This is a genomic window from Pseudonocardia sp. WMMC193 (assembly GCF_021728735.1).
Taxonomy (GTDB): domain Bacteria; phylum Actinomycetota; class Actinomycetes; order Mycobacteriales; family Pseudonocardiaceae; genus Pseudonocardia; species Pseudonocardia oroxyli.
In genome coordinates this window covers 5,731,436-5,756,917 of sequence record NZ_JAKKDO010000003.1, presented here as the reverse complement: position 1 = coordinate 5,756,917, position 25,482 = coordinate 5,731,436, and the positions used below count along the sequence as shown (strand labels likewise).

Genomic DNA, 25,482 nt, shown 5'->3' with positions numbered 1-25,482 from the left:
CACCACACCACGGAGGCTGCGTGACCCAGCTCGAACCCGACATTGCGCCCGATGCGCTACAGAAGCCCTTCACCCCGGGTGATCCGGGGAACGATCCGGCGCTCGAGCACTACCCCGAGACGGTCGCCGGGCCCGTGCCGCTGGAGCTCACCGACCGGCGCACGGCCGAGTTCGTCGAGGAGTGGCGCAACGCCTCGTACAACTGCTACTCCTCCGGCCACAAGTTCTGCCGCGAGGTCTGCCCGGTCATGCAGGTGACCCGCAACGAGTCGTGGACCCCGACCGCCTTCCACGCGAACGTCGTCGCGATGGAGCGCGGCGAGCTCGAGGTCGCCGACATCGCCGCGGACTACGTCAACTGCACCCAGTGCGGCGCGTGCGAGCTGCGCTGTCCGAACACCCTGTTCACCGGTGACTTCTACCGGTTCCGCACCCGCACCGTGGACGTCGTCAAGGCGGTCCGGGCGCTCGCGGTCGAGTCCGGGGTGCACCAGCCGAACTGGCAGACGTGGAACGAGCGCACCAACGACAAGACCCACGAGCCGGTCCTCGGCGAGACCGAGATCAGCCAGGAGAACGTCCGCAACTGGGCCGAGGGCCTCGACATCCCCATCGGCGGGGACACCATCCTCTTCGTCGACTGCGAGGCCGCGTTCTACCGCACGGCCGTCCCCCGCGCCGTCGCGCAGATCCTGCAGAAGGCCGGGTACGAGTTCGGCCTGATGGGCGAGCAGTGGTGCTGCGGCGGCCCGGCGGCCGAGATGGGCTACGTGGACCAGGCCAAGCGCTTCGCGCGGCACAACCTCGACAACTGGCGTGCCACCGGCACGAAGCGGGTCCTCGTGCTGGATCCGCACGACTACATCAGCTTCACCGAGGACTACCCGAAGTACTTCGGCGCGGAGTTCGACATCGAGGTCGTGCTCGTGGTCGAGGTGCTCGCCGACCTCGTCGCCCAGGGCAGGCTCACGCCGACCGAGTCGGTCGAGAAGACGATCACCTACCACGATCCCTGCAGGCTCAACAAGCGCAAGGGCATCTGGGAGGCACCCCGCACCGTGCTGCGGTCGATCCCCGGTCTGACCTTCCACGACGTCGACCGGGTCACCCAGTGGTCCTACTGCTCCGGTGGGGGCGGGGGGTTGCCGGTGGAGAAGCCGGAGCTCACCGCGGCCATCTCCGACAAGCGCCTCGGGCACGCCGCCGAGCTGGGCGTGGACACCCTCGTCAGCGCCTGCCCCTGGTCCGAGCGGCCGCTGTCGGAGGCCGGGGACCGACGCGACATCGACGTCGTCGACATCCACGAGATCTTCGCCGAGTCGCTGGGGATCACGGTGGGCGGCAGCCGCGGCGACGTGGGCGACAGGCGTTGTGGCGGCGGCGGTTGCGGTGGGGGTGGGTGCGGATGACCGGGGAGACGGAGCGTGCAACGTCGACCACCAGCACCATGGAGCGCCCGCCCACCGACCTGATCGACCGCGTGGTCGAGCGCCTCCACGGGGTGCTGCGCCCCGACCAGATCCTCACGGGCAAGACCGACCGCTACAACCGCGCCCGCGTCCCCGCGCCGTTCCCGGTGCACCGCTGGCGCGAGCGGGTCCCGGACCTCGCGGTGCTCCCGGAGAGCACCGAGGAGGTCGCGGCGGTGGTGCGGATCGCGAACGAGCTGAAGTGCCCCGTCGTGCCGCGGGACGGCGGCACCGGGCTCACCGACGGGGCCGTTCCGCTGCGCGGCGGGATCGTCGTGGACGTCAAGCGGATGAACCGGGTCCACGAGCTGGACCTGGAGAACCGCACGGTCACCGTGGGCACGGGCATCAACATGCTCAAGCTCAACGAGGTGCTCGGCAGGCACGGGCTGATCTACCCCGACGACCCGGCGAGCTACCCGTGTTCGCTGGTCGGCGGCCGGATCGGCACGTCGGGCTGGTCGCTGATCGGCGCGCGCTACGGCCACACCCGCGACCTGGTGCTGAGCTTCGACTTCGTGCTGCCGACCGGGGAGATCCTGCACGTCGGGGACGGGATCGGGCGCAAGATCTCCAAGTCGTCCTCCGGCTACCAGCTCAAGCACCTGTTCATGGGGCACCAGGGCACGCTCGGCATCGCCACGAAGGCCACGCTCAAGCTCTACCCCAAGCCCGAGGCCGAGCTGTCCCCCTTCTGGGCCTTCGACGACTACGACGCCGCCTACCGCTTCACCGGCGCCCTCGCCCGGGCCGGCGTCGCCACCTTCGCGGGCGCCGTGCTGTTCGACGAGTGGAAGGTCGCCTACCTGCGCCGCGACGACGAGGCCTACATCCCCCAGCCCGCGGACGTCCGGGCGCTGACCTGCGCGGTGCTCTACGGCTGGGAGGACGAGGTCCGGGTCGGCGGGAAGCGGCTGTTCCGGATCGCGAAGGAGCACGGCGCGCGGTACCTCGGGGACGAGATCTCCGAGGGCGACTGGGCCGCCCGGCACGACCGCTACGCCACCCCGCTGCACGGACGCACCAAGTCCGGGCAGGTCGTCCCGATGTCCTGGCACTGCGAGGACGCGGCGGTCAACTACACCGACGTCCCCGCCGTCACGAAGGCCTGGCACGAGATCGTCGCCGACCTGCGCCGGAAGACCGACGTGTTCGACGACTGGGGCATGTTCGCCTACACCTCCGCCGACACCGGGGTGGACTACCTGACCGAGATCGACGTCGGGATCTGGGAGCAGCGCCTGGACGACGCCGCCTGGGCGATGTGGGTACAGGCCAAGCGGGACATCGCCGCGGCCGCCCTGGCGCACGGCGGCTCGATCTCCGCCTGCCACGGCTCCTGCCGGGAGGGCGAGGTCGATCTCGTGCCGCGCGAGCTGGGCCGCGGGTTCGACGTGATGCTCGGGGTCAAACGGATGCTGGACCCGAACAACATCATGAACCCCGGTAAGTACCTGCTGGACTTCGCCTACCAGGGGGACGTCTCCGCCCAGCTCGACGAGCTGAGGGGGATCCGATGAGTTATCGCTACTCCGACGAGAACACCCCGCCTCCCGCGCGCAAGGCGTCCGAGGTCGCGCAGACGACCTTCGAGCACGTCTACGAGGTGGACCCCCGCCTGATGCAGACCCATGTGCTGCAACAGGTCTTCCCCAACTGGGACACGTTGCGGATCATGCACGCCCGCCACGACCACCTCGAGTGGATGCACCACCACTTCGCCCACACGACGATCAGCGGTTCCGAACTGATGGGAGACACCACCACATGAAGTTCAGCTACGTCATGCTGCCCGACTACCCGCTCGCCGACTCGCTCAAGTCCATCCAGCTCGCGGACGAGCTCGGCTACCACGCCGTGTACGCCGCGGACGAGACCTGGCACAAGGACCTCTGGCTGCTGTTCGCCGCGGCCGCGGACAAGACCTCACGGATCATGATGGGCCCCTCGGTGTCCGCCGTCGTGCTCCGCGAGCCGTCGCTGATCGCCCAGGCCACCGCCACGCTCGACGAGCTCACCGGCGGCCGCGCCGAGGTCGTCCTGTCGTCCGGCAACTTCGGCCTGCTCGCCCAGTACGGCATGGACTGGAGCACCCAGAAGCCGCTGTCCCGGGTGAAGGAGGGCATCGGCGTCATCCGCACCCTGCTCGACGAGGGCGCGATCACCCACGAGGGCGAGTTCTTCACGTACAAGGGCCTGTTCACCTTCGCCCGCCCGGTCGCCGACCGGGTGCCGGTGAAGATGGGCGCGATGGCGGGCCCGAAGTCCTTCCAGGTGGCCGGTGAGTTCTCCGACGGCTGTCACCACGCGCTGGGCTACACCACCGAGGCGTACCGGTACATGTACGACAACATGAGGATCGGCGCCGAGCGCGCGGGCAAGAACGTGGACGACCTCGACATCGGCGCGTGGTGCGTCGTCGCCGTCTCGGACGACTCGGCCAAGGCCAAGGAGGCGGCCAAGTCGATGGTCGGGCTCTACGCCTCGTCCATGCCGCCGTCCCTGCTGGAGCGCAACGGCGTCTCGCCGGACGACATGAAGCCGATCCTGGACCTCTTCGTCGCGGGCGACCTGGCGGGCTCGATCGACGCCACCCCGGACTGGTTGGCCGACAAGCTCTCCGTCGCGGGCACCCCGGAGGAGGTCGTCGCGAAGATCGAGGCGATGAGGGCGGGCGGCGCCAACCACATGATCTGCGCGATCACGGACGCCCACCTGGTGAAGACCTTCATGGGCCGCGAGGTGGAGGGCTTGCCCACCGTGGACGAGCAGCTCACCCTGATCGCCGAGAAGGTCATGCCCGCGTTCCAGTAGCCCCGTGCGTGGCGATGGTCGCCAGAGCAACCATTGCCGCTCACGACCCCGGAGGAGCAATGCAGACGTTCCAGAACATCGTCGACGGCAAGCCGGTCGCCGCGGCGGACGGGGCGACGATGGACGTCGTCGACCCGTCGACCGGCGAGGTCTACGCGACCGCCCCGCGCTCCGGCGCGGCGGACGTCGATGCCGCCTACGCGGCCGCGAAGCGCGCCTACGACGAGGGCTGGGGCGCGATCACCCCGTCCGAGCGGCAGGCCGCGCTGCTCAAGATCGCCGACGCCGTCGAGGCGAACGCCGACGAGCTCGTCGAGCTGGAACACCGGGACACCGGCAAGCCGCGGGCCCTGACCCACTCCGAGGAGATCGCGGTCATGGCCGACCAGTTCCGGTTCTTCGCCGGGGCGGCGCGCACGCTCGAGGGGCGGGCGGGTGCGGAGTACATGGCCGGGCACACCTCGTTCGTGCGGCGGGAACCGCTGGGCGTCGTCGGCACGATCACTCCCTGGAACTACCCGATGATGATGGCCACCTGGAAGATCGGCCCCGCGCTGGCGGCCGGGAACACCATGGTCATCAAGCCCTCGGACACCACGCCGGCCACCACCTCGCGCATGGGCGAGCTGTTCGCGGAGTTCCTCCCGCCCGGCGTGCTCAACGTCGTGTGCGGCGACCGCGAGACCGGCGCCCTGGTCGCGGGGCACACCACCCCGGCGCTGGTCGCGATCACGGGCTCCACCCGGGCGGGCAAGGCGGTCGCCGCGGCCGCCGCCCCGAACGTCACGCGGGTGCACCTGGAGCTGGGCGGGAACGCGCCGGTGATCGTGTTCGAGGACGCGGACGTCGCGGCGAACGCCGAGGACATCGCCATCGCCGGGTTCTTCAACGCGGGCCAGGACTGCACCGCCGCGACCCGGGTGCTGGCGCACTCGTCGATCGCGGCGCCGCTGGCGGAGGCGATCGCCGAGGTGGCGCGCGGGGTGCGGTTCTCCCGGGACGAGGACTCCGGTGACGACCTGTTCATCCCCCCGCTGAACAACGCCGCGCAGTTCGAGAAGGTGTCCGGCCTGGTCGCCCGGGCTCCGGCCCACGCGACCGTGCACGTGGGCGGGGCGCCGGCCGAGGGCGGCGGGTTCTTCTACCCCGCCACCGTGATCAGCGGTCTGCGCCAGGACGACGAGCTGGTCCGGGAGGAGATCTTCGGGCCGGTGATCACCGTCCAGAGCTTCGACGACGAGGCCGAGGCGCTGCGGCTGGCCAACGACACCGACTACGGCCTCTCGTCGTCGGTCTGGACCGCGGACCACTCCCGGTCGATCCGGATGAGCAACGGCCTGGACTTCGGCTGCGTGTGGATCAACTGCCACATCCCGCTGGTGGCGGAGATGCCCCACGGCGGCTTCAAGCAGTCCGGCTACGGCAAGGACCTGAGCGGCTACTCCGTGGAGGACTACACCAGGGTCAAGCACGTGATGAGCAAGTACTGACGCAGTGTGGAGCACTGCGCTAGAGGCCGCCGGTGTTCAGGAGCAGGTTCGGGGTTCCGCCGGTGCTCCCGCCCTGGATCTTGCCCGGGGTGGCGTTGTCGATCATCCACTGCTTGATCTGCGTGCTCGGGGCGTCGCCGCGCGCCTGCTTGTACAGGGCTGCGACGCCCGCCGCGAACGGGGCGGCCATCGACGTGCCGGTGTAGGAGGCCGTCCGGCCGCCGGGCACGGGGGCGACGATGCTCGTCCCCGGCGCGTACAGGCTCACGCACGACCCCGTGCTCGACGACGGGTTGCGGGCGTCGTCGCGGGTCGAGTTGGCCACGACCACCACCCCGGACGAGGCGGCGGCCCGGGGCGCCACCCGGCAGTCGTCCTGCCCGCTGTTGCCCGCGGAGGCGGCGACGAAGACGTTGTCGTTCACCAGCTGCGTCACGGCGGAGAGCAGGGCGTCCGAGGGGCCGTAGCTCCACGACATCACCGCGACCGCGGGCCCGCCGGTGTGGTTGTTCAGCACCCAGTCCAGGCCGCCGAGCAGCGAGGACAGCGTGCCGGAACCGTTGCAGTCCAGCACCTTCACCGCACGGACCTGGGCCTGCTTGGCCACGCCGTAGTCGGTGGAGGCGGCGATCCCGCCGACGACGGTGCCGTGGCCGTCGCAGTCGTCGTTCTCGTCGTCGATCGTGTTGGTGCCCCAGCTCGCGCGCCCGCCGAACTCCGGGTGCGTGACGTCCACGCCGGTGTCCACCACGTAGACGGTGACGCCCTGCCCCGTGGCGTTCGTGGTGTAGCTGCCGTCGAGCGGGAGGTCGCGCTGGTCGATGCGGTCCAGGCCCCAGTTCGGCGGGTTCTGCTGGGTGCCCTCGGTCATCCCCAGCGGCTGGAGCGCGTGGGGGAGGCTGCGCGGCCCGATCGGGTCGATGCGGCGGTCCTGCTCGATGCCGAGGATGCCCGGCATGCCCTGGATGCGCGCGAACTGCTCGGCGGTGAGTCGGGCGGCGAACCCGGTGATCGCCTTCGTGAACTGCGCCGTGGGCGTGACGCCCGCGAGGCCTGCCGCCTGGTTCGCCTGCTCGGCCGACTGGGCCAGCACCACGTAGTCACCCGCGATCGCCACCACCGGCGCGCTCGCCGAGGCGGCCGCCGTGCTCGTGAGGGTGAGCAGGGCCGCGGCGAGCGCCACGCAGGCGGTCCGAAGTACGCGGGGGATCACGGAAAGCGACGGTACGGCCCGCGTCCGCCCAAACACAGGTACACGATAGTGGCTCGGGTGACGTGTGTGACCGATGAGGTGACATTGCGTGGTGGAGGGTTTCGCCACCCGTCAGGCCGGGTGGACCTGCACCTCGGTCGCCTTCACCGCGAACCACAGGTCCGCGCCGGGCTCCACCGCCAGGTCCGCCACGGCCGCGGGGGTGACGTCCGCGGCGAGCCCGTCGAGCCAGTCCGGCCCGCCGGGGCGCGGCGCCGCCCGCAGCCGCACGACGTCCCCGCGCGGCTCGATCGAGGCGAGCCGCACGGGCAGCACGTTGCGCGGGCTGCCCGTCGGCTCCTCGACGTGGACGGCCACCGCGGACGGAGGGAAGACCGCGACGGCCGACCCGCCCTCGTCGACGGACTCCGCCATCCCGGCCACCACCCGGTCCCCCGCGTGCAGCATCCCCGCACGCCAGGTCCCCGGGATCAGGTCGAGGCCCGCGATCCGGGCGGTGAAGGCGCTGCGCGGACGCCCGAGCACCTCCCGCGTCGGCCCCTGCTCGACGACCCGCCCCCGCCCCAGGACGACGACCCGGTCGGCCAGGACCAGGGCGTCCAGCGCGGAGTGGGTGACCAGCACGGCGGTCTGCTTGCCCTCCCGGATCATCCGCCGCAGCAGGGCCCGCATGGCGGGCGCGGCGTCGATGTCCAGGGCGGCCAGCGGCTCGTCCAGCAGCAGCAGCTCGGGATCGGGCGCGATCGCGCGGGCCAGTGCGACCCGCTGCTGCTGCCCCCCGGACAGCTGGGCGGGTCTGCGGTCCGCGAGCCCCGGCACGTCCGGCAGGACGTCCGCCAGCAGGGCCCGCGCCCGGTCCTCCGCCTCCCGCCGGGGCACCCCGTGGGCACGCGGCCCGAACGCGACGTTCGCCGCCGCCGTCATGTGCGGGAAGAGCAGCGCCTGCTGGGCGAGCAGCCCGACCCCCCGCCGGTGCGGCGGGACGAACACCCCGGCCTCGACGTCGGTGACCGTCCGGCCGCCCACCCGCACGTGCCCGGCGTCCGGGCGCAGCAGCCCGGAGAGCACGCCGAGCAGCGTGGACTTGCCCGCGCCGTTGGGCCCGAGGACGGCCAGCACCTCCCCCGGCTCGGCCGCCACCGCGACCTCGAGCGAGAAGCTCCCCCGGTCCAGCCGGACGGCGAGATCGAGACTCACGAGAGCCCCTCCAGCTGCCGCGGCCTGCCCACGATGATCACGATCACGGCCACGACGACGAGCAGCAGGGACAGCGCGACGGCCCCGTCGACGTCGACCTCCCGCTCCTGGTACACGAGCAGCGGCAGGGTCCGCGTGGTGCCCTGCAGGCTGCCCGCGAAGGCGATCGTGGCGCCGAACTCGCCCATGCACCGGGCGAAGGCCAGCACCGCGCCGGACATCAGGCCGGGCAGCACCAGCGGGATCGTGATCCGGCGGAAGGCCAGCGCGGGCGAGGCCCCGAGGGTGGCCGCCACGGACTCGTAGCGGCGCCCGGCGGTGCGCAGGGCCCCCTCCAGGGACACCACCAGGAACGGCATCGCCACGAAGGTCTGGGCGAGCACCACCGCGGCGGTGGTGAAGGGGATCGTGAGGCCGAACCAGAGGTCGAGCTGTCGCCCCACCAGCCCGGTGCGCCCTAGCAGGAAGAGCAGCGCGAGCCCCCCGACGACCGGCGGCAGCACCAGCGGCAGCAACACGATCGACCGCACCGTGCGCAGCCCCGGCATGGCCGAGCGCGCCAGCACCACGGCCAGCGGGCCGCCGAGCAGGATGCACAGGCCGGTCGAGATCGCGGCCGTCTCCAGGGACAGCCGCAGGGCGCTCAGCGCGGCGTCGGAGAGCAGCAGCTCGGGCATCCGCGCCCAGGCCGCGCGCTGGAACAGCCCGAGCACGGGCAGCACGATCAGCAGGAACGCGAGTCCGGCGGGGATCCAGACGAACCAGGGCAGCCCGACCGTCGCCTCGTGGCGGCGGTCGGGCCTGCGGGTGCGGGTCGGGGTGCTCAGGGCCGGCCGAACCCCTGGGCGCCCAGGACGTTCGCGCCGTCCTGGCCCTCGACCAACGCGACCCACTTCTGGGCCAGCTCGGCCTGCGGCGCGTTCTTGACGACGGCGATCGGGTAGTTGGTCTTCGCCGCGGAGGACTCCGGGAAGCTCACGCCCTGCACCTGCCCCTTCGAGGCGTTGACGTCGGTGACGTAGACCAGACCCGCGTCCGCGTTGCCGGTGGAGACCTTGGCCAGCACGGACTTCACGTCCGGCTCCTCGGACACCGCGGGGATGTCGACGCCCGTGGACTGCTCGATCTTGGCGGTGGCCGCGCCGCACGGTACCTGGGGCGCGCACACCACCGTCTTCAGGTCGGGCTTGGCCAGGTCCGCGAATGCGGCGACGCCCTTGGGGTTGCCCGGCGCGGTCGCGATCTGCAGGACGTTGGTCGCGAAGATCGTCGGCGCGGCGGCGGTGAGCTGCGCGTCGGTGACCGTCTTCATCGTCGAGTCACTGGCGGCTGCGAACACGTCCGCGGGTGCGCCGTTGACGATCTGCTGGGCCAGGTCGGACGAGCCGCCGTAGCTCAGCACCACGTCGACGCCCGGGTTCTGCTGCTCGAAGGTCTGCTCGAGGGCGTTGAACGACTCGGTGAGCGAGGCGGCGGCGAACACGGTCAGCGTGCGCGACTCGGCGGGCTGCTCGGTGCTCGCGGACTGCGACGGCGAGCTGCAGGCGGCGAGGGCGACGAGGGCCGCTCCCGCGATGAGCAGGCGCTTCATGGACTTCCTCCGGGGATCTCCACCACGACGTTCGTGGACTTGATGACGGCCACGGCGAGCGATCCGGGCTCCAGACCCAGGTCGCGGACCGCCTCGCTGCTCATCAGCGACACGATCCGGTGCGGGCCGCACTGCATCTCGACCTGGGCCATGACCCGGTCGGTGACGACGCCGGTCACGAGACCGACGAGCCGGTTGCGCGCCGAGCGGGCGACACCCGAGGGGTCCGCGGGCGCGTGCGAGGTGTCGCGGGCGAACTCCGCCAGCACGGCGCCGTCGATCACCTTGCGGTGCGCGGCGTCCGTCTCCGCGGGCAGGGTGCCCGCCTCGACCCAGCGACGCACGGTGTCGTCACTGATCCCGAGCAGGCGAGCAGCCTCGGCGATCCGGAATTGCGGCACGGACGGGATCCTATGTCCGCGTCTGAGAATCCCGCCAGGTCGATATCACACCGAGACCGGGTGTTTTGATGCACCTGCATTGTGCTCTGATGTCCACGTGGACTTCGAACCCAGCGCCGTGGCCGCCGACTACACCAAGCGCATGCGCGCGTTCGTCGACGAGGAGGTGCTCCCCGCCGAGGCCGGGTACGAGGCCTGGCGGGCGGAGCGCCGGGGCACCCCGCAGGAGTGGGACCTGCCCCCGGTCGTCGAGGAACTGAAGACCAAGGCCCGGGAGCGGGGCCTGTGGAACCTGTTCCTGCCCTCACTGTCGGGGCTGTCGAACCTCGAGTACGCCGCCGTCGCCGAGGTGTCCGGCTGGTCGCCCGTCATCGCCCCGGAGGCGATCAACTGCCAGGCGCCGGACACCGGGAACATGGAGACGCTGCACCTGTTCGGCACCCCCGAGCAGAAGCAGCAGTGGCTCGACCCGCTGCTGGAGGGCGAGATCCGCTCCGCCTTCGCGATGACCGAACCCCAGGTGGCCTCCTCGGACGCCACGAACGTCGAGACCCGGATCGAGCGGGTCGGCGACGAGTACGTGATCAACGGACGCAAGTGGTGGATCTCCGGCGCCGCGGACACGCGCTGCCAGATCTTCATCGTCATGGGCAAGACCGACCCCGACGCGGCCAAGCACCGCCAGCAGTCGATGGTCCTGGTCCCCCGCGACACCCCGGGCCTGGAGATCATCCGACACCTGCCGACCTTCGGCTACCAGGACCAGCACGGACACTCCGAGCTGCGGCTGACCGACGTCCGGGTCCCGGTGGCGAACCTGCTCGGCGAGGAGGGCGGCGGCTTCGCCATCTCCCAGGCCCGCCTCGGCCCCGGCCGCATCCACCACTGCATGCGGCTCATCGGGATGGCCGAGCGCGCCGTCGACCTGATGGTGAAGCGGGCGCAGGAGCGGGTGGCGTTCGGCAAGCCCCTCGCCGAGCAGGGCGTCGTGCGCGAGCAGATCGCCCTGTCCCGCATGGAGATCGAGCAGGCCCGTCTGCTCGTGCTCAAGACCGCCTGGCTGATCGACAAGTACACGGCCAAGGGCGCGGCCAGCGAGATCGCCTCGATCAAGGTCGTCGTGCCGCGGATGGCCTGCACGGTGATCGACCGGGCCATGCAGGTCCACGGCGGCGCCGCGATGAGCGACGACACCCCGCTGGCCTACTTCTACACGTGGGCGCGGGCCCTGCGCTTCGCCGACGGACCCGACGAGGTGCACATCCGTTCCGTCGCCCGCCAGGAACTCGGGAGGCACTAGCCTTCCGGGCAGGGCGCGAGCCCCGCGCCTGCGCCCCGCCCGGGGGTTCCGCTCCGCATCTGCGGAGCCCTCTGACCTGCTGTTTCCTGCACTGGCTGAAGATCCGCAGGGGCGGTTACCCTCGTGGCGTGACGGCATCGAACACGATCTCGCTGGGGCTCCCGACCCTGCGGACCGCACCCACCACCGACCCGTCACGCCCTGGCCCACCGCGTCCGGCAGAGTCACGCCTCGTGGACTCGTTCGGTCGGGTCGCCACGGACCTGCGGATCTCGCTGACGGACCGCTGCAACCTGCGCTGCACCTACTGCATGCCCGCCGAGGGCCTGGACTGGATGCCGCGGGACGAGCAGCTGACCGACGCCGAACTGATGCGGCTGGTCACGATCGCCGTCCGGGACCTCGGCGTGCACGAGCTGCGCTTCACCGGCGGTGAGCCGCTGCTGCGCAAGGGCCTCGAGGACCTCGTCGCCGCGTCGGCCGCCCTGGAGCCGCGCCCGGACATCTCGTTGACCACCAACGGGATCGGGCTCGCCCGCCGGGCCGAGGCGCTGGCCGCCGCCGGAGTGGACCGGCTGAACGTCTCGATGGACACCCTGCGCCCCGAGCGCTTCGCCACCATCACCCGCCGGGACCGCCTGCAGGACGTGCTCGACGGACTGGCCGCCGCCCGCGCCGCCGGGCTGCACCCCGTCAAGATCAACAGTGTGCTGCTGCGCGGCCAGAACGACGACGAGGCCTGCGACCTGCTGGCCTTCGCCGTCGAGCACGGCTACGAGCTGCGGTTCATCGAGCAGATGCCGCTGGACGCCCAGCACGGCTGGGAACGCAGCGAGATGATCACCGCGGGCGAGATCATGGAGAGGCTCTCCGCCCGGTTCACCCTGACCCCGGACGGCGAGGAGCGCGGCGGCGCGCCCGCCGAGCGGTTCCTGGTCGACGGCGGGCCCGCCCGGGTCGGCGTCATCGCGTCGGTGACCCGGCCCTTCTGCGGTGCCTGCGACCGCACCCGGCTCACCGCGGACGGCCAGGTCCGCTCCTGCCTGTTCGCCCGCACCGAGACCGACCTGCGCGCCCTGCTCCGCGGCGGGGCCACCGACACCGAGATCGCCGACACCTGGCGGATCGCCATGTGGGGCAAGCTCGCCGGGCACGGCATCGACGATCCGGGCTTCCTGCAGCCGGACCGACCCATGAGCGCCATCGGAGGATGATGTCGCGGTGACCACCACAGCCCTGCGCACCGTCCAGGTCCGCTACTTCGCCGCGGCCAAGTCCGCCGCGGGTCGAGACGCCGAGACCGTCGAGCTCCCGGTCGGCGCGGGCGTCGAGGCGCTCGCCACGCTGCTGGGCGAGCGCCACGGCCCCGAGTTCACCCGCGTCGTCGCCCGCTGCTCCTACCTGGTCGACGAGGTCGCCGTGCGCGACCACTCCAAGCCCCTGCCGGACAACGCGGTCGTCGACGTCCTCCCCCCGTTCGCGGGCGGCTGATCGTCACCTGCGGTCCACAGGTGCCGATTCCGGCACCTGTGGACCGCAGACGGTGATCATGCCGCTCCGGCGGGAAGGCGGTCACCCACCCGCGGAGTCCCGCCTGGCGGAGCAGGTCGAGCAGGATCCGCTCGGACTTCGCGCGCGTGCCGTCCGCCGCGGCCGCCAGGAGCCGCCCGACCTCGGCGGACCCGTGTCGCCCGAGCATCCGCGAGTGCGCGGACACGAGCTGGGGGAACCGCACGTGCCGCTGCAGGGCACGGTCGAGGAAGGCGGCGCCGTCCGGCAGGAGCACCGCCGAGTCCAGGACGGTCCGCGCCCGAGCGGTGACGGTGAGGTGGCGCACCTCGGCCCCGGCCGTCGGACGCCCGGCGGGCAATCGTCCGCGGGGAGAGCCCGCAGTCCAGCGCCTGGCTGCGCGACAGCACGCCGCCCTGCCGCTTCACGATCTCGTCCAGTTCCACGCCGGCACTCTCCGACCCGCACCGCCGCCCTGGCGGGAGAACGCGCCGGCGTCGTTCACAGGAGTGAACGCCGGTGATCGTCGTCTGCGGTTCACAGGCGCCGGATCCGGCATCCCTGGACCGCAGAGGGTGATCACCCCACGAGGTCGCGGAAGGCGGGCCAGTGACCGGCCGGGGTGGTGACGGTCTCGGCCGCGAGCATGCCGTGCGCGACCGCCCGGCTCACCACCGTGGCCGCGGCGCTGTGGATCGCGAAGAGCTCCTCGCCGCTCGGCGCGGGACGCTCGCCGGTGGCCAGGGCGAAGATCGTGTCGCCGTCCATCAGGGTGTGGACCGGGTCGATCGCGCGGGCGTAGCCGTCGTGGGCCACGGTGGCGAGCCTGCCGCAGCCCGCCTTGTCCAGGGTCGCGTCCGTGGCCACCACCGCGAGCGAGGTCGCGGTGCCGGGCCGCGGGGCGCCGCGGCGGACCAGAGCCTCCTGCACCGCCGCGGGCGAGGCGATGAGCTGCGGGAACTCGTCGGGGAAGCCGTGCCGGGCACCGTGCAGCTCACCCGTGGCGGGGTCCACCGCGGACCCCACGGCGTTGACGACGACGAGGGCGGCGACCGTCGTCCCGTCCGGCAGGACCGCGCTGGCGGTGCCCACCCCGCCCTTGAGCCCGCCCGCCGCCGCGCCGACGCCCGCCCCGACGACGCCCTGCGCGACCGCCCCGGCCTGCGCGGCGTCGTAGGCGGCGGCACCGGTCTCGGCGGTGGGCCGGGCCCCGAAGTCGCCGCCGCGGCCGAGGTCGAACAGCACGGCGGCGGGCACGATCGGCACCGGGCCGCCGGGCACGGCGAAGCCCTCGCCCGCCGCCTCGAGCCGCAGCATCACGCCGTCCGCGGCCGCGAGGCCGTAGGCGCTGCCGCCGCTGAGCACGATCGCGTGCACCCGGTCCACGGTCGTCCCCGGCCGCAGCAGGTCGGTCTCCCGGGTGCCCGGCGCCGCACCGCGCACGTCCACACCGGCCGCCGCGCCACCCGGCGGGCAGACGACCACGGTCGTCCCGGAGAGCCCACCCGTCAGGGCGGCGTGCCCCACCCGCAGGCCGGCGACGTCGGTCAGGGCGTTCTGGGTTCCGGGGCGCACCAGCGCAGTCTCCCCCGGCGGCCACGCGCGGTGCTCAGTCGGTCTCCACCTGCACCTGCGCGACCGGGCGCGGCCCGTCGCAGTGCAGGTCCACGCGGACCTCGAGATCGTCGTCCGTGGTCGACTCGAAGCTCACCCGCGGCCCCGAGTCCTCCTGCTCGTTCTTGGCCTCCCAGCCCTGCGCGGGGCTGATCGACACGATCTGCGGGCCGGGGCAGGCGACCACCACGGAGCCGCCGGGCGCGGCCGGGAGCACGACCGCGGCGGTCGGGGCGGGCCCGGCGGCGGACACCGGCGCGGGGGCGGGGGCGGCGGAGAGCCGGGCGTCGACCTCCGCGGCGCTCAGCGGCCGGGGGCCCGCCGAGGTGATCCCGCTGCCCACCCCGCCCACGGCCCACAGGCCGGCGAGCACGGCGGCGACGGCGACGGCCGCCCAGAGGGCGACGAGACCTGCGGATCGGAGCACGGTCCCAGTCTGTCCCCCGACCGGTTAACGCCCGGCTAAGGCGCTCCTATCGGGGCGTGCACCCCCGCCGGTGGCCCGCCCCGTGGCCTACGGTCTGCGCTGTGGCCCAGGTACTTCTGGTGGAGGACGATCCGGCGATCCGGACCGCGCTGATGCGCGGGCTGACCGAGCGCGGGCACGCCGTCGACTCCGCCGCCGCGGGCATGCCCGGTCTGCAGGCCGCCGTCGCGAACGCCCCCGACATCGTCGTGCTGGACCTCGGGCTGCCGGACGTCGACGGCACCGTCGTGCTGCGGATGCTGCGGGGGGCGAGCCGGGTGCCGGTGATCGTCGCGACCGCGCGGGACGACGAACAGGAGATCGTCGCCGTGCTCGACGCGGGCGCCGACGACTACCTCGTCAAGCCCTTCGGTGCCGCGCAGCTCGACGCCCGGATCCGCGCCGTGCTGCGCCGCGGCGACACCGTGCGCGGGGGCGACGAGACCGTGCTCGTCGGCGGGCTGCGGGTGGACCCCCGCGGTCGCCGCGCCGCCCTCGACGGCCGCGAGCTCGACCTCACCCCGCGCGAGTTCGACCTGCTCCACCACCTCGCCGCCCGGGCAGGGGAGGTCGTCAGCAAGCGGGAGCTGCTCACCGAGGTCTGGCAGCTCCCCTACGGCGGCGCGGACAAGACCGTCGACGTCCACCTGTCGTGGCTGCGCCGCAAGCTCGGCGAGACCGCCCAGGAGCCGCGCTACCTCCACTCGGTGCGCGGGGTCGGGGTGCGGGTGTCGGCGCCCGATGCGTAGACGGGTCCTGCTCCTGGTCGCGGCGATCGCGGCGCTGCTGCTGCTGGCGTTCCTGGTCCCGCTGGCGGTGCTGGTGCGGACGGTCGCGGAGGACCGCGCCGTGGCGACGGCGACCGCGGAGGCCCAGTCCCTCGTCCCGCTGGTCGCGACGAGCGACCGGGAGTCCCTCCGGCTCGCCGTCGAGCAGGTGGACGGGGTCGCCGTGTTCCCGCCGGACGGCACCGTGCTCGGCACCGCGGACCGCACCCCGCTGGTCGAGCTGGGCACGCGCGGGGTGAGCGCGTCCGCCGACGTCCCCGGCGGGCGCGAGATCGTCACCGCGGTGCGGGACCGCACCGGCGCGGGCGGGGCGGTGCGCGCGTTCGTGCCGGACGCGGAGCTGACCCGCGGGGTCGCCCACTCCTGGCTGATCCTGGCCGGGCTCGGGGTCGCGCTGCTGGTGGTCGGGCTGGTACTCGGCGACCGGCTCGCGCGGTCGTTCGTGCGCGGCGCGGCCGACCTGGCCGAGGTGTCGGACCGGCTCGCGCGCGGCGAGCTGGCGGCCCGGGCCGACCCGGCGGCCCCGGGCGAGCTGGGGTCGGTCGCCCGCGCCCTCAACGGCCTCGCCGAACGGATCAGCGAGCTGCTGCGCGAGGAACGGGAGTCGGTCGCGGACGTCGCGCACCGGGTGCGGACGCCGCTGACCGCCCTGAAGCTGGAGGCGGAGTCGCTGCGCGACCCGGCCGAGGCGGGCCGGATCGAGGCGGCGGTCGAGGGTGTGGAGCGGGCGGTGACCGGCGCGATCGCGCAGGCCCGGCAGCGGGGCACCGACACCGGGCACGCGGACGCCGCCGCGGTCGTCGGGGAGCGGGTGGCGTTCTGGGCGGTGCTCGCCGAGGACACCGACCGGGCGGTCACCGTGGACCTGGCGCCCGGGCCGCTGCCGGTGGCGTTGGGCCGCACGGACCTCGCGGCGGTCGTCGACGCGTTGTTGGGCAACGTCTTCGCCCACACCCCCGACGGCACCGCGTTCGCGGTGCGGCTGCGCTCGACCGGGTCCGGGGCCGAGCTGGAGGTCGCCGACGCGGGCCCCGGCCTGCCCGACGGGGCGGTCCTGCGTCGGGGCGTCAGCGGCGCGGGCTCGACCGGCCTGGGGTTGGACATCGTGCGCCGCAGCGCCGAACGCTCCGGCGGCGCGCTCCACCTGGAACACCGCAGAGGCCTCCGCGCCGTTGTCACCCTAGGCGCCCCCTGACCCGAGGCATTGTGGAGCCACAATGCCTGTTTCGGGGCCCGGAAACGTCAGTTGTGGCTCCGCAATGCCGCGGTGGGGGCGGGGACTCGGCGGTCCAGCATCACCGTCGCCGTCAGGACACCCGCGACGCCTCGGCGCTCCGCGATCACGAACAGCCCGACGAGGCTCACCAGCCCCCAGAGCGAGGCGAGCCCTGCCGCGCCCGCGCCCTCCAGCAGCAGGTATCCGCCGACGCCCAGGACGCTGCGGGCGAGCAACCTCGCCCGGGAGGGGACGCCGCCGTCGGGCAACGCGGGCCGCAGCAGCACCGCCCGCTGCCCGACGGTGCCACCCCGGCCCAGCATCGGCACCACGACGAACAGCACCACCAGCGGCACCCAGGTGCCCAGCACCGGGTCGAGCGCGACGACCCACTCGGCCCGTTCGGAGACGCCGGTGAGCAGGACGATCGCGTGCAGGCTCGCGACCAGGAAGGCGCCGGTCAGCCAGGCGCCGAGGATGTCGCAGAGGATCCCGAGCAGGCGCCGCGGGATCGTCACCGGCCGCGGGGCGCCCGGCTCCGCGGTCAGGCGCTGGCCGGGGACGATCCGCAGCAGCGGCGCGGCGAGCGCGCCGAGGAACGCGCCGGCGGTGTTGGCGATCAGGTCGTCGACGTCGAACAGCCGGTACGGGCAGGGGTAGAGGAACCAGTTCCCGGTCAGCTGGGTGCACTCGATCAACGTCGAGACCGCGGCCCCGACGAGCGTCGTGACGAGCACGGACCGCCCGCCCAGGTGGCGCAGCAGCATGCCCAGCGGCACGAACAGCGCCACGTTCATCAGCACCTGCAGCAGCGCGGGGTTCCGCAGCGGGTTCGCGACGTCGAAGGCCGCCATGTCGTCGATCCACGCGAAGGGCCGCGTCTGGGCCCCGGCCCGCGCGATCCGGCTGTCGCAGAAGCCCTCGCCCACCTCCGGGAACGGCAACAGGGTGTAGGCGACCAGCGCCAGGGCATAGATGAGCGAGGCCCCCGCCAGCAGCGCGCGGCCCCACCCCACCTGTCCGCGCCTGCGGTAGCTCGCCGCCACGAAGGGCACGAAGACCACGAGGGCGAGGGCGGCGCCGCCGATCACGGCGATCAGGGCGGGCATGAGCGGATCGGACACGATCTTCATCGTGCCTGTTCAGGGGCGCCGGCCGCGTCCCCCCACGGAATGATCCGGCGCTTAGCCCGCCGTTAGGAGCACGACAGCGCGGGCTTGACGATCTTCCGAGCATCGTCGGGGCACACCACGACGGAAGGAAATCCGATGCCGAAGACCCGCATGATCGTCCTCGTCGGCGCCACCGCCGCCCTCCTCCTCGCCGGCACGGGCGTGGCCCTCGCCGCGAACGGCGCCGACGACCAGCTCGTCCCCGCCGCGGCGGCACGACCGGTCTCCGCCACCACGGCCCTGATCGACCGGGCCCAGGCCGAACGGATCGCCCTGGACCACGTCGGCGGCGGCCGCATCACCGACGACTCCGAGCTGGAGTGGGAGCACGGCGCCCTGGTGTGGGAGGTCGAGGTGGACGACGTCCGCGACCTCGACGTCGACGCGACCACCGGCGTGGTGACCCGCGACCGCTACGACGACTGACCTCGTGAGCGGCGATGGTCGCCAGGGCGACGATCGCCGCTCACGGGGCTGCGGCGCTGCAGGCGGGCGGCGATCAGGGTGGGGCCACCCATCGCGAGCGCGATCACGATCACCGCGAACCAGGACGACGGCAGGAGCAGGCCCGCGATGACGAGGACGGCCAGCAGCGCGAGCCCGTCGTCGACGGCCCGGTGCAGCGGGCCCCGCCGCAGCGCGGTGCTCAGCCGCGGCGACTCGGCCGCCAGACCCTCCCCGATCCGCCTCAGCGCGCGGCGCTCCCGCTCGTTGAGCGGCTCCTCGGGGCGGGGGGCGGTCGCAGGCATCGGGCACCTCCAGGACCCCACCCTGCCTGCCCGGACGGGCGCCGGAAATGGGGTCCGACACCCATCTACGGCTCCACGAGACCTGCACGGATCGCGTAGCGGGTGACGTCGAGGCGGTCGCGGAGCTCCAGCTTCGCCAGGATGTTGGCGCGATGCCGGTCCACCGTCTTCGCGCTGATCACGAGGGCCTCGGCGATCTCCTTCGACGAGTGGCCCTCGGCGATCAGCTTGACGATCTCCTCCTCGCGCGGGGTCAGCACGGAGTCCGGCAGGTCGCGGCCCTGCTGCAGGTAGTGGCGGATCAACGCGGTGACGGCCGCGGGGTACAGGAACGGCTCGCCCCGCACCGCGCTGCGGCAGGCCTCGATGAGGTCCCGGTCCGCCACCGACTTGAGCACGTACCCGCAGGCCCCGGCCTTGAGCGAGGCGAAGAGGTACTGCTCGTTGTCGTGCATCGACAGCATCAGCACCCGGACGTCGGGGGCCCGCCGGGCGATCTCGCGGCAGGCCTGGATACCGGTCATCCGCGGCATCGCGATGTCCAGCACGGCCAGGTCGATCCCGCCCGCGACGGCCGCCTCCACCGCCTCGGCGCCGTCCGCGGCGACCGCCGTGACCTCGAGGTCCGGCTCCGCGTCGAGGATGAGCCGCAGCCCCTGGCGGACGAGGGCGTGGTCGTCGGCGAGCAGGATGCGCGTCGCCGCGGCGCTCACAGCGGCACCACCAGCGTCACGAGGGTCCCGCCGCCGGGCGGCGACGAGACGGTCAGCTCGCCGTCGACCAGCAGGGCCCGCTCCCGCATGCCCCGGATGCCCGCTCCCTCGACGTGGGGGCCGCCGCGGCCGTCGTCGAGCACGGTGAGGATCAGGGCGCGCGGGCCCGCGGCCAACGACACGGTGACCTTCTCCGCATCGGCGTGCCGGGCCACGTTCGTCAGGCTCTCCTGGGTGATCCGGAACAGCACGAGCTCGGTCTGCGGGGTCAGCCCGGCGGGCACCGGGTCCCCGGTGCGCAGCACCGGCACGCCCGCGGCCTCGGTGAACTCCGCCGCCAGCGCCGCCAGCGCGCTGGCCAGACCGAGGTCCTCGAGGACGTCCGGGCGAAGCCTGCGCGCGACCTGCCGGACGTCGTCCAGGCTGCCGCGGACGGTGTCCTGCACCTGCCGCAGGTCCCACTGCAGGGCGGCGGGCGCCCGGTCGACCACCCGCTTGAGGCTCAGCAGCGCGGCGGTGAGGCTCTGCCCGATCTCGTCGTGCAGCTCGCGGGCGATCCGCCTGCGCTCGGCCTCCTGCCCGGCGAGCACCTCCGCGCTGCGGACGCTGCGCTGCTCCTCGAGCCGGTCGAGCATCGCGTTGAACGTGGTGATCAGGCGGGCGAGGTCGTGGTCGTCGTCCTCGGGCAGCCGGTCGCGCGACCGCAGCAGGTCCACCCGTTCCATCAAGGACTGGAGCGCGTCGAGCGGGGCGAGGCTGCGGCGCAGCAGCACGGTGGTGGCCACGAGGATGAGCGCCAGCCCGATCACCAGCACCGGGATCTCGGTGAGCAGGATCGGCGAGGAGATGGTCACCGGGGACAGTGCCAGGGCCAGGGTGCCGACGACGAAGACCGTTCCGTTGATCAGTACGAGCCGGAGGAACAGCGCGCGCACCGGACTCGCGTGCTTGGGCATCCGGTCAGCCTGCCGTCGCGGCGCCGCGGAGTCCATGGGTGGTGCGCCCCCACCGGTCTACACGGTGCGCCCTAGCGCGACCGGGTGAGGCACCCGCGCCACGCAGGAGCACACGAACGGCGCGCTCACTCACCGGGTGTGAGCGAGCGCGCCGTTCGTCGGGGATCAGTTCGCGCGGAGCCGCTTGACGATCACGAAGATCGCCAGCAGGACCGCGAGCACGCCCGCGACCGGGACCAGCGCCTTGGCGACCGGGGCGCCGGCGGTGTCGAGCAGGTCGATGGCCTCGACGTTGCTCTTGACCGGGGCGGCGGGCTTCACCGGGGTGGTGGCCGCCCCCGCCGCGGCGGTGCCCTCGCTCGCCGCGGGAGCGGCGGGCGCCGGCTCGTCCTTCTCGGTCAGCTTGTCCGCCAGGCAGGAGGCGAACTGGCCGATGATCTTGTCAGCGACGTCCGAGATCACCCCACGGCCGAACTGGGCCGGACGGCCGGTGATGGTCATGTCGGTGACCATCGTGACCTCGGTCTTGTCCGGGCCGTCCGCCTTCATGGTGCCGGTGACCATGGCCTTCGCGGTGCCGTTGCCCCGCGAGTCCCGGCCGGACGCGTCGATGACGACCTTGTGGTTCGCCTCGTCCCGCTCGATGTAGGTGCCCTTGCCCTTGTAGGTCAGCGAGATCGGGCCCAGCTTGACCTTCACCGTGCCGGTGAAGGAGTCCCCCGTGTACTCGGTGAGCGCGGCGCCGGGGAAGCAGGGCGCGACGGTCTCCGGGTTGTTCATGGCCGCCCACGCGTCCTCGATGGGCGCGGCGATCGTGAACTTGTTCTCCAGCTGCATGAGCTCCAGTCTCCTTCTCCGGACGAGAAGACGCCCGCCCGGCTGGCCGGACGGGCGTCTTCTCGCGGGTCTCGCGGGGTCTTCGTCAGCCCGCCGCGGCGAGCACGGCGCGACCGGTGAGCACCCTGGCCAGGTGTTCACGGTAGTCGGCGGCGGCATCGGCGTCACTCGGTGCCGCCGTGCCCTCCGTCGCGTGCTCGGCGGCGGCCTGCGCCGCGTCCGCCGTGGCCTGCTGTCCGACGAGCGCCGCCTCCACACCGGACGCCCGGATCGGGGTGGTGCCCATGTTCGTCAGCCCGACCCGCGCCTCGGCGATCGAGCCGCCCTCGACCTTGAGCGCCACCGCGACGGCCACCATCGACCAGGCCTGCGCGGTCCGGTTGAACTTCTCGTAGTGCGTCCGCCAGCCCGTGTACTTCGGGAACCGCACCTCGGTGAGGATCTCGCCCTCGCCGATGGCGGTGGTGAAGTAGTCCTGGAAGAACTCCGCCGCCGAGACCGTGCGGGTGCCCGAGGCGCCCGCGATCACGAACTCGGCGTCCAGCGCCAGGGCGACCGCGCCCAGGTCACCGGCCGGGTCGGCGTGCGCGAGCGCACCGCCCAGCGTGCCGCGGTGGCGGACCTGCGGGTCCGCGACCGTGGCGGTGGCCTTGCTCAGCAGCTCGACGTGCTGGGTGACCAGCTCGTCCCGCAGGACGTCGTGGTGCGGGGCCATGGCGCCGATGGCGATCCGGTCCCCGTCCTCGCGGATCCGCCGCAGCTCGGGGATCCCGCCGAGGTCGATCACCACGGACGGCGCCGCGAGCCGCAGCCGGAGCACCGGCAGCAGGCTCTGCCCGCCCGCGAGGATCTTGGCGTCGTCCCCGCCGTCGGCGAGGGCCCGGACCGCGTCCTCGACGGACGACGGCTTGACGTAGTCGAACTTCGCCGGGATCACACTTCCCCCTGGGGGTTGTTCGGGTCGATCGAGCCGAGGCCCGCGCCGGGTGAGTGGGTGTCGATCGGCGTCTCCTGGGTGGAGCGCCCCTTGGCCTCCTGCAGCGCCCGCCAGACGCGCTGCGAGGTCGTCGGCATCTCGATGTCGGCCACGCCGAGGTGGCGGACCGCGTCGAGCACGCCGTTGACGATCGCCGGCGTCGAGGCGATGGTGCCCGCCTCGCCGACGCCCTTGACGCCCAACGGGTTCGACGTCGCCGGGGTGCTCACGATCTCGGTCGTGAAGCTCGGCAGGTCCGCCGCGGACGGCAGCGTGTAGTCGACGAAGGTGCCGTTGACCAGGGTGCCCTGGTCGTCGTAGTTGGCCTCCTCGAACAGGGCCTGCGCGATGCCCTGGGCGAGGCCGCCGTGCACCTGGCCCTCCGCGATGAGCGGGTTGACCACGTTGCCGATGTCGTCGACGCAGACGTAGTGGCGCAGGTTCACCCGGCCGGTCTCGGTGTCGACCTCCATCGCGGCGAGGTGGGTGCCGTGCGGGAAGGAGAAGTTCTCCGGGTCGTACACGGCGTCGGAGTCCAGGTTCGGCTCCATGCCCTCCGGGTAGTCGTGCGCCATGAACGCGGCGAACGCGATCTCCTGGATGGCCTTGCCCTGGCCGGTGCCGCGGACGGTGAACTGGCCCCCGGAGAACTCGATGTCGCCCTCGTCCGCCTCGAGCAGGTGCGCGGCGATCTTCTTCGCCTTGTCGATCACCTTGTCCGCGGCCATCGTGATCGCGATGCCGCCGACGACGAGCGAACGGGACCCGTAGGTGTCCAGTCCCTTCGGCGAGGAGGCCGTGTCGCCGTGCAGCACCTCGACGTCCTCGAACGGCACGCCGAGCTTGTCCGCGACGATCTGGCTGAACGCCGTCTCGTGGCCCTGCCCGTGCGCCGACGCCCCGGTGATCACCTCGACCTTGCCGGTGGCGAGCATCCGGATGCTGGCGGCCTCCCAGCCGCCCGCGCCGTAGGCCAGCGACCCGAGCACGCGGGACGGGGCGAGGCCGCACATCTCGGTGAACGTCGAGATGCCGATGCCCAGCTGGACCTTGTCGCCGCGCTCGCGGCGCTCGGCCTGCTCGCGGCGCAGCGCGTCGTAGTCGAAGAGCTCCTTCGCCCGCGCGGTGGCCTGCTCGTAGTCGCCCGAGTCGTAGGTCAGCCCGCACACCGTGGTGTACGGGAACTCCTCGTGCTTGATCCAGTTCTGCTCGCGCAGCTCGAGGGGCTCGCGACCCAGCTCGACGGCCAGCTCGTCGATGATCCGCTCGATGCCGAACGTCGCCTCCGGCCTGCCCGCGCCGCGGTAGGCGTCGGTCAGCGTCTTGGTGGTGAAGACGTTGGTGGTGGCGAAGCGGTAGGCCGGGACCTTGTAGATCGCGTTGAACATGAACGCGCCCAGCACCGGCACGCCCGGCCCGACGAGGCCCAGGTAGGCACCCATGTCGGCGAGCAGCTTCACGTCCAGGCCGGTGATCGTGCCGTCCTTGCGGGCGGTGATCGTGATGTCCTGGATCTGGTCCCGGCCGTGGTGCGCGGTGAGCATGCACTCCGAGCGGGTCTCGGTCCACTTGACCGGCTTGCGCAGCTTCTGCGCGAGCACGACCGTCAGCATCTCCTCGGGCAGCACGCCGATCTTGCCGCCGAAGCCGCCGCCGACGTCCGGCGCGATGACCCGCAGCTTCGACTCCGGCACCCCGAGGGTCACGGTGGTCATCGTGCGGAGGATGTGCGGCACCTGGGTCGCGGACCACACGACGATCTGCTCGCCGGTCGGGTCCACCACGCAGGAGCGGGGCTCCATGAACGCGGGGATCAGGCGCTGCTGCCGGAACCGCCGCTTGACGACGACCTGGTCCGGGTCCGCCTCGGCCGCGGCGATGGCCTCGGTCACCGAGCCGCCGGTGCCCGCCTCACCGGAGTCGAACACCCAGGTGGCGGACTCGTTGGTGCCCAGGTCCGGGTGGACGAGGGTGGCGCCCTCGGCCAGCGCGGCCTCCATGTCCAGCACCGGGTCCAGCGGGTCGTAGTCGATCTCGACGAGCTCGGCCGCGTCCCGCGCCTCGGCGAGCGTCCGGGCGACGACCACGGCCACGCCCTCACCGGCGAAGTGCACGGTGTCCTTGGCGAGCATCGGCCGCTGCGGGGCCTTCTGGTCGGGGGTGATCGGCCACGCGCACGGCATGCCGATCTCCTCGCCGCCCAGGTCGGCGAGGGTGTAGACGCCGTGCACGCCCGGCGCCTGCTTGGCCGCCTCGGTGTCGATGCTCAGGATCTTCGCGTGCGACAGCGGGGAGCGGACGACGGCGATGTGCAGGCACCCGGTGGGGGTGATCGAGTCGGTGTAGCGGGTCCGGCCGGTGATCAGCCGCGCGTCCTCCTTGCGGACGCGGGACTGCCCGATCTCGGGACGGTTCTCGGTGGTGGTCATGTCAGTCTCCCGCCACCGGTGCCGGCTGCTCGGTCGGCGCGCTCGCGCCGGGCTTCATCAGCTGCGCGGCACGCTGCACCGAGCGGACGATGTTCTGGTAGCCGGTGCACCGGCAGAGGTTGCCCTCGATGCCCTCGCGCACCTCGTGCTCGTCGGGATCGGGGTTGTCCCCCAACAGGTCCACGGCAGCCATGATCATTCCCGGCGTGCAGTAGCCGCACTGCAGACCGTGGCACTCGTTGAAGGCCTTCTGCACGGGGTGCAGCTCGCCGTCTCGCGCCAGGCCCTCGATCGTGAGGACCTCGCCGCCGTCCGCCTGCACGGCGAGCACGGAACAGGACTTCACGCTCTGCCCGTTCAGGTGCACGGTGCAGGCACCGCAGTTGCTGGTGTCGCACCCGACCACCGTGCCGGTCTTGCCCAGGCGCTCCCTGAGGTACTGGACCAGCAACGTGCGGGGTTCTACCTCGTCGGCGTAGTTCACGCCGTCGACGGTCACCCGGACCTCTGCCATGAGTCTTCTCTCCCAACCGCGGTGGTGGTCGCGCGTCCTCCGGGGAGAGCCGCCGGTCGCCCGGCGCT

At 72.8% G+C, this 25,482-nt stretch carries 26 protein-coding genes; 11 read left to right on the top strand and 15 right to left on the bottom strand.

The genetic code is table 11. The features are described from left to right. Nucleotides 1–20 precede the first annotated feature (20 nt). Genes L3X23_RS29505 through L3X23_RS29485 form a run of 5 tightly spaced genes read left to right on the top strand, consistent with a single transcriptional unit; the run spans nt 21 to nt 5,773 of the window. Nucleotides 21–1,409 carry a (Fe-S)-binding protein gene (locus L3X23_RS29505; protein ID WP_237196303.1) on the top strand — a complete coding sequence of 463 codons (1,389 nt, stop codon included), beginning with the start codon at nt 21–23 and terminating at the stop codon, nt 1,407–1,409. Next, the gene (locus L3X23_RS29500; RefSeq protein WP_237196301.1) at nt 1,406–2,989 is read left to right on the top strand and encodes an FAD-binding oxidoreductase; all 1,584 of its coding nucleotides are present in this window, start codon (nt 1,406–1,408) and stop codon (nt 2,987–2,989) included. The genes L3X23_RS29505 and L3X23_RS29500 overlap by 4 nt, the downstream gene beginning before the upstream one ends. Beyond that, nucleotides 2,986–3,240, top strand: coding sequence for a hypothetical protein (locus tag L3X23_RS29495; protein ID WP_093076428.1), 255 nt, complete (start codon nt 2,986–2,988; stop codon nt 3,238–3,240). Before L3X23_RS29500 ends, L3X23_RS29495 begins: the two co-directional genes overlap by 4 nt. Then, nucleotides 3,237–4,283, top strand: a complete 1,047-nt coding sequence (locus L3X23_RS29490; RefSeq protein WP_093076425.1) for an LLM class flavin-dependent oxidoreductase — start codon at nt 3,237–3,239, stop codon at nt 4,281–4,283. The genes L3X23_RS29495 and L3X23_RS29490 overlap by 4 nt, the downstream gene beginning before the upstream one ends. A gap of 59 nt (nt 4,284–4,342) precedes the next feature. Continuing rightward, the gene (locus L3X23_RS29485; RefSeq protein WP_093076422.1) at nt 4,343–5,773 is read left to right on the top strand and encodes an aminobutyraldehyde dehydrogenase; all 1,431 of its coding nucleotides are present in this window, start codon (nt 4,343–4,345) and stop codon (nt 5,771–5,773) included. A 19-nt stretch (nt 5,774–5,792) separates the two neighbouring features. On the opposite strand, the gene L3X23_RS29480 is transcribed toward L3X23_RS29485, so the two are convergent. From L3X23_RS29480 to L3X23_RS29460, 5 genes are all read right to left on the bottom strand, one after another. After that, a complete protein-coding gene (locus tag L3X23_RS29480; protein WP_237196299.1) occupies nt 5,793–6,986 on the bottom strand; it encodes a S8 family peptidase in 1,194 nt (397 codons plus the stop codon). A 111-nt stretch (nt 6,987–7,097) separates the two neighbouring features. Beyond that, a complete protein-coding gene (locus L3X23_RS29475; protein WP_237196297.1) occupies nt 7,098–8,183 on the bottom strand; it encodes a sulfate/molybdate ABC transporter ATP-binding protein in 1,086 nt (361 codons plus the stop codon). After that, the gene (locus tag L3X23_RS29470; protein WP_093077369.1) at nt 8,180–8,953 is read right to left on the bottom strand and encodes an ABC transporter permease; all 774 of its coding nucleotides are present in this window, start codon (nt 8,951–8,953) and stop codon (nt 8,180–8,182) included. The genes L3X23_RS29475 and L3X23_RS29470 overlap by 4 nt, the downstream gene beginning before the upstream one ends. A 53-nt stretch (nt 8,954–9,006) precedes the next feature. Then, the gene (gene modA / locus L3X23_RS29465; RefSeq protein ID WP_237196295.1) at nt 9,007–9,774 is read right to left on the bottom strand and encodes a molybdate ABC transporter substrate-binding protein; all 768 of its coding nucleotides are present in this window, start codon (nt 9,772–9,774) and stop codon (nt 9,007–9,009) included. Continuing rightward, complete coding sequence (locus L3X23_RS29460) at nt 9,771–10,175, bottom strand: molybdopterin-binding protein (RefSeq protein WP_237196293.1); 405 nt, start codon at nt 10,173–10,175, stop codon at nt 9,771–9,773. The genes modA and L3X23_RS29460 overlap by 4 nt, the downstream gene beginning before the upstream one ends. Before the next feature lie 97 nt (nt 10,176–10,272). On the opposite strand from L3X23_RS29460, the gene L3X23_RS29455 reads away from it, so the two are divergent. From L3X23_RS29455 to L3X23_RS29445, 3 genes are all read left to right on the top strand, one after another. Further along, nucleotides 10,273–11,475 (top strand): acyl-CoA dehydrogenase family protein, encoded by a 1,203-nt coding sequence (locus L3X23_RS29455; protein WP_237196290.1) that lies wholly within the window; start codon nt 10,273–10,275, stop codon nt 11,473–11,475. A gap of 146 nt (nt 11,476–11,621) precedes the next feature. Next, on the top strand, nt 11,622–12,689 hold the full coding sequence (moaA, locus tag L3X23_RS29450) for a GTP 3',8-cyclase MoaA (protein WP_374205013.1): 1,068 nt from the start codon (nt 11,622–11,624) through the stop codon (nt 12,687–12,689). 7 nt (nt 12,690–12,696) lie between these two features. Continuing rightward, the gene (locus L3X23_RS29445; protein WP_237196288.1) at nt 12,697–12,966 is read left to right on the top strand and encodes a MoaD/ThiS family protein; all 270 of its coding nucleotides are present in this window, start codon (nt 12,697–12,699) and stop codon (nt 12,964–12,966) included. A gap of 597 nt (nt 12,967–13,563) precedes the next feature. Here L3X23_RS29445 and L3X23_RS29440 read toward each other — a convergent pair. Then, on the bottom strand, nt 13,564–14,559 hold the full coding sequence (locus tag L3X23_RS29440) for a P1 family peptidase (RefSeq protein ID WP_237196286.1): 996 nt from the start codon (nt 14,557–14,559) through the stop codon (nt 13,564–13,566). A gap of 34 nt (nt 14,560–14,593) precedes the next feature. After that, nucleotides 14,594–15,025 carry a hypothetical protein gene (locus L3X23_RS29435; RefSeq protein ID WP_237196284.1) on the bottom strand — a complete coding sequence of 144 codons (432 nt, stop codon included), beginning with the start codon at nt 15,023–15,025 and terminating at the stop codon, nt 14,594–14,596. A 101-nt stretch (nt 15,026–15,126) separates the two neighbouring features. Here L3X23_RS29435 and L3X23_RS29430 point away from each other — a divergent pair, with 101 nt between their 5' ends. Together L3X23_RS29430 and L3X23_RS29425 are read left to right on the top strand one after the other, a co-directional pair. Continuing rightward, nucleotides 15,127–15,813 (top strand): response regulator transcription factor, encoded by a 687-nt coding sequence (locus tag L3X23_RS29430; RefSeq protein ID WP_237196282.1) that lies wholly within the window; start codon nt 15,127–15,129, stop codon nt 15,811–15,813. After that, nucleotides 15,806–17,047, top strand: a complete 1,242-nt coding sequence (locus tag L3X23_RS29425) for a HAMP domain-containing sensor histidine kinase (RefSeq protein WP_237196280.1) — start codon at nt 15,806–15,808, stop codon at nt 17,045–17,047. Before L3X23_RS29430 ends, L3X23_RS29425 begins: the two co-directional genes overlap by 8 nt. Before the next feature lie 47 nt (nt 17,048–17,094). Here L3X23_RS29425 and L3X23_RS29420 read toward each other — a convergent pair whose 3' ends face one another. Beyond that, the gene (locus tag L3X23_RS29420; protein WP_237196278.1) at nt 17,095–18,192 is read right to left on the bottom strand and encodes a VanZ family protein; all 1,098 of its coding nucleotides are present in this window, start codon (nt 18,190–18,192) and stop codon (nt 17,095–17,097) included. A 144-nt stretch (nt 18,193–18,336) separates the two neighbouring features. On the opposite strand from L3X23_RS29420, the gene L3X23_RS29415 reads away from it, so the two are divergent. Continuing rightward, nucleotides 18,337–18,666 carry a PepSY domain-containing protein gene (locus tag L3X23_RS29415; protein ID WP_237196276.1) on the top strand — a complete coding sequence of 110 codons (330 nt, stop codon included), beginning with the start codon at nt 18,337–18,339 and terminating at the stop codon, nt 18,664–18,666. Here the strand turns inward: L3X23_RS29415 and L3X23_RS29410 are convergent. From L3X23_RS29410 to L3X23_RS29380, 7 genes are all read right to left on the bottom strand, one after another. Continuing rightward, complete coding sequence (locus L3X23_RS29410; protein WP_237196274.1) at nt 18,654–18,989, bottom strand: DUF3040 domain-containing protein; 336 nt, start codon at nt 18,987–18,989, stop codon at nt 18,654–18,656. The two genes, L3X23_RS29415 and L3X23_RS29410, sit on opposite strands and share 13 nt — an antisense overlap. 65 nt (nt 18,990–19,054) lie before the next feature. Beyond that, nucleotides 19,055–19,702, bottom strand: coding sequence for a response regulator transcription factor (locus L3X23_RS29405; protein WP_093076387.1), 648 nt, complete (start codon nt 19,700–19,702; stop codon nt 19,055–19,057). Next, a complete protein-coding gene (locus tag L3X23_RS29400; protein ID WP_237196271.1) occupies nt 19,699–20,658 on the bottom strand; it encodes a sensor histidine kinase in 960 nt (319 codons plus the stop codon). Before L3X23_RS29400 ends, L3X23_RS29405 begins: the two co-directional genes overlap by 4 nt. Before the next feature lie 165 nt (nt 20,659–20,823). Continuing rightward, the gene (locus tag L3X23_RS29395) at nt 20,824–21,495 is read right to left on the bottom strand and encodes an SRPBCC family protein (RefSeq protein WP_237196269.1); all 672 of its coding nucleotides are present in this window, start codon (nt 21,493–21,495) and stop codon (nt 20,824–20,826) included. 85 nt (nt 21,496–21,580) lie between these two features. Next, nucleotides 21,581–22,432, bottom strand: coding sequence for a xanthine dehydrogenase family protein subunit M (locus L3X23_RS29390; protein WP_237196266.1), 852 nt, complete (start codon nt 22,430–22,432; stop codon nt 21,581–21,583). After that, entirely contained in the window at nt 22,429–24,900 is a 2,472-nt protein-coding gene (locus L3X23_RS29385; protein WP_237196264.1) for a xanthine dehydrogenase family protein molybdopterin-binding subunit, read from the bottom strand. The genes L3X23_RS29390 and L3X23_RS29385 overlap by 4 nt, the downstream gene beginning before the upstream one ends. 1 nt (nt 24,901) lies before the next feature. Further along, nucleotides 24,902–25,414, bottom strand: coding sequence for a (2Fe-2S)-binding protein (locus tag L3X23_RS29380; protein WP_093076377.1), 513 nt, complete (start codon nt 25,412–25,414; stop codon nt 24,902–24,904). Nucleotides 25,415–25,482 lie beyond the last annotated feature (68 nt).

Bases quoted from the DNA above. Each gene is read 5' to 3' on its own strand.
- L3X23_RS29500 (WP_237196301.1), top strand. From the start codon at position 1,406: ATGACCGGGGAGACGGAGCGTGCAACGTCGACCACCAGCACCATGGAG.
- L3X23_RS29495 (WP_093076428.1), top strand. From the start codon at position 2,986: ATGAGTTATCGCTACTCCGACGAGAACACCCCGCCTCCCGCGCGCAAG.
- L3X23_RS29490 (WP_093076425.1), top strand. From the start codon at position 3,237: ATGAAGTTCAGCTACGTCATGCTGCCCGACTACCCGCTCGCCGACTCG.
- L3X23_RS29485 (WP_093076422.1), top strand. From the start codon at position 4,343: ATGCAGACGTTCCAGAACATCGTCGACGGCAAGCCGGTCGCCGCGGCG.
- modA (WP_237196295.1), bottom strand. From the start codon at position 9,774: ATGAAGCGCCTGCTCATCGCGGGAGCGGCCCTCGTCGCCCTCGCCGCC.
- L3X23_RS29425 (WP_237196280.1), top strand. From the start codon at position 15,806: ATGCGTAGACGGGTCCTGCTCCTGGTCGCGGCGATCGCGGCGCTGCTG.
- L3X23_RS29415 (WP_237196276.1), top strand. From the start codon at position 18,337: ATGCCGAAGACCCGCATGATCGTCCTCGTCGGCGCCACCGCCGCCCTC.
- L3X23_RS29410 (WP_237196274.1), bottom strand. From the start codon at position 18,989: ATGCCTGCGACCGCCCCCCGCCCCGAGGAGCCGCTCAACGAGCGGGAG.
- L3X23_RS29400 (WP_237196271.1), bottom strand. From the start codon at position 20,658: ATGCCCAAGCACGCGAGTCCGGTGCGCGCGCTGTTCCTCCGGCTCGTA.
- L3X23_RS29395 (WP_237196269.1), bottom strand. From the start codon at position 21,495: ATGCAGCTGGAGAACAAGTTCACGATCGCCGCGCCCATCGAGGACGCG.
- L3X23_RS29385 (WP_237196264.1), bottom strand. From the start codon at position 24,900: ATGACCACCACCGAGAACCGTCCCGAGATCGGGCAGTCCCGCGTCCGC.
- L3X23_RS29380 (WP_093076377.1), bottom strand. From the start codon at position 25,414: ATGGCAGAGGTCCGGGTGACCGTCGACGGCGTGAACTACGCCGACGAG.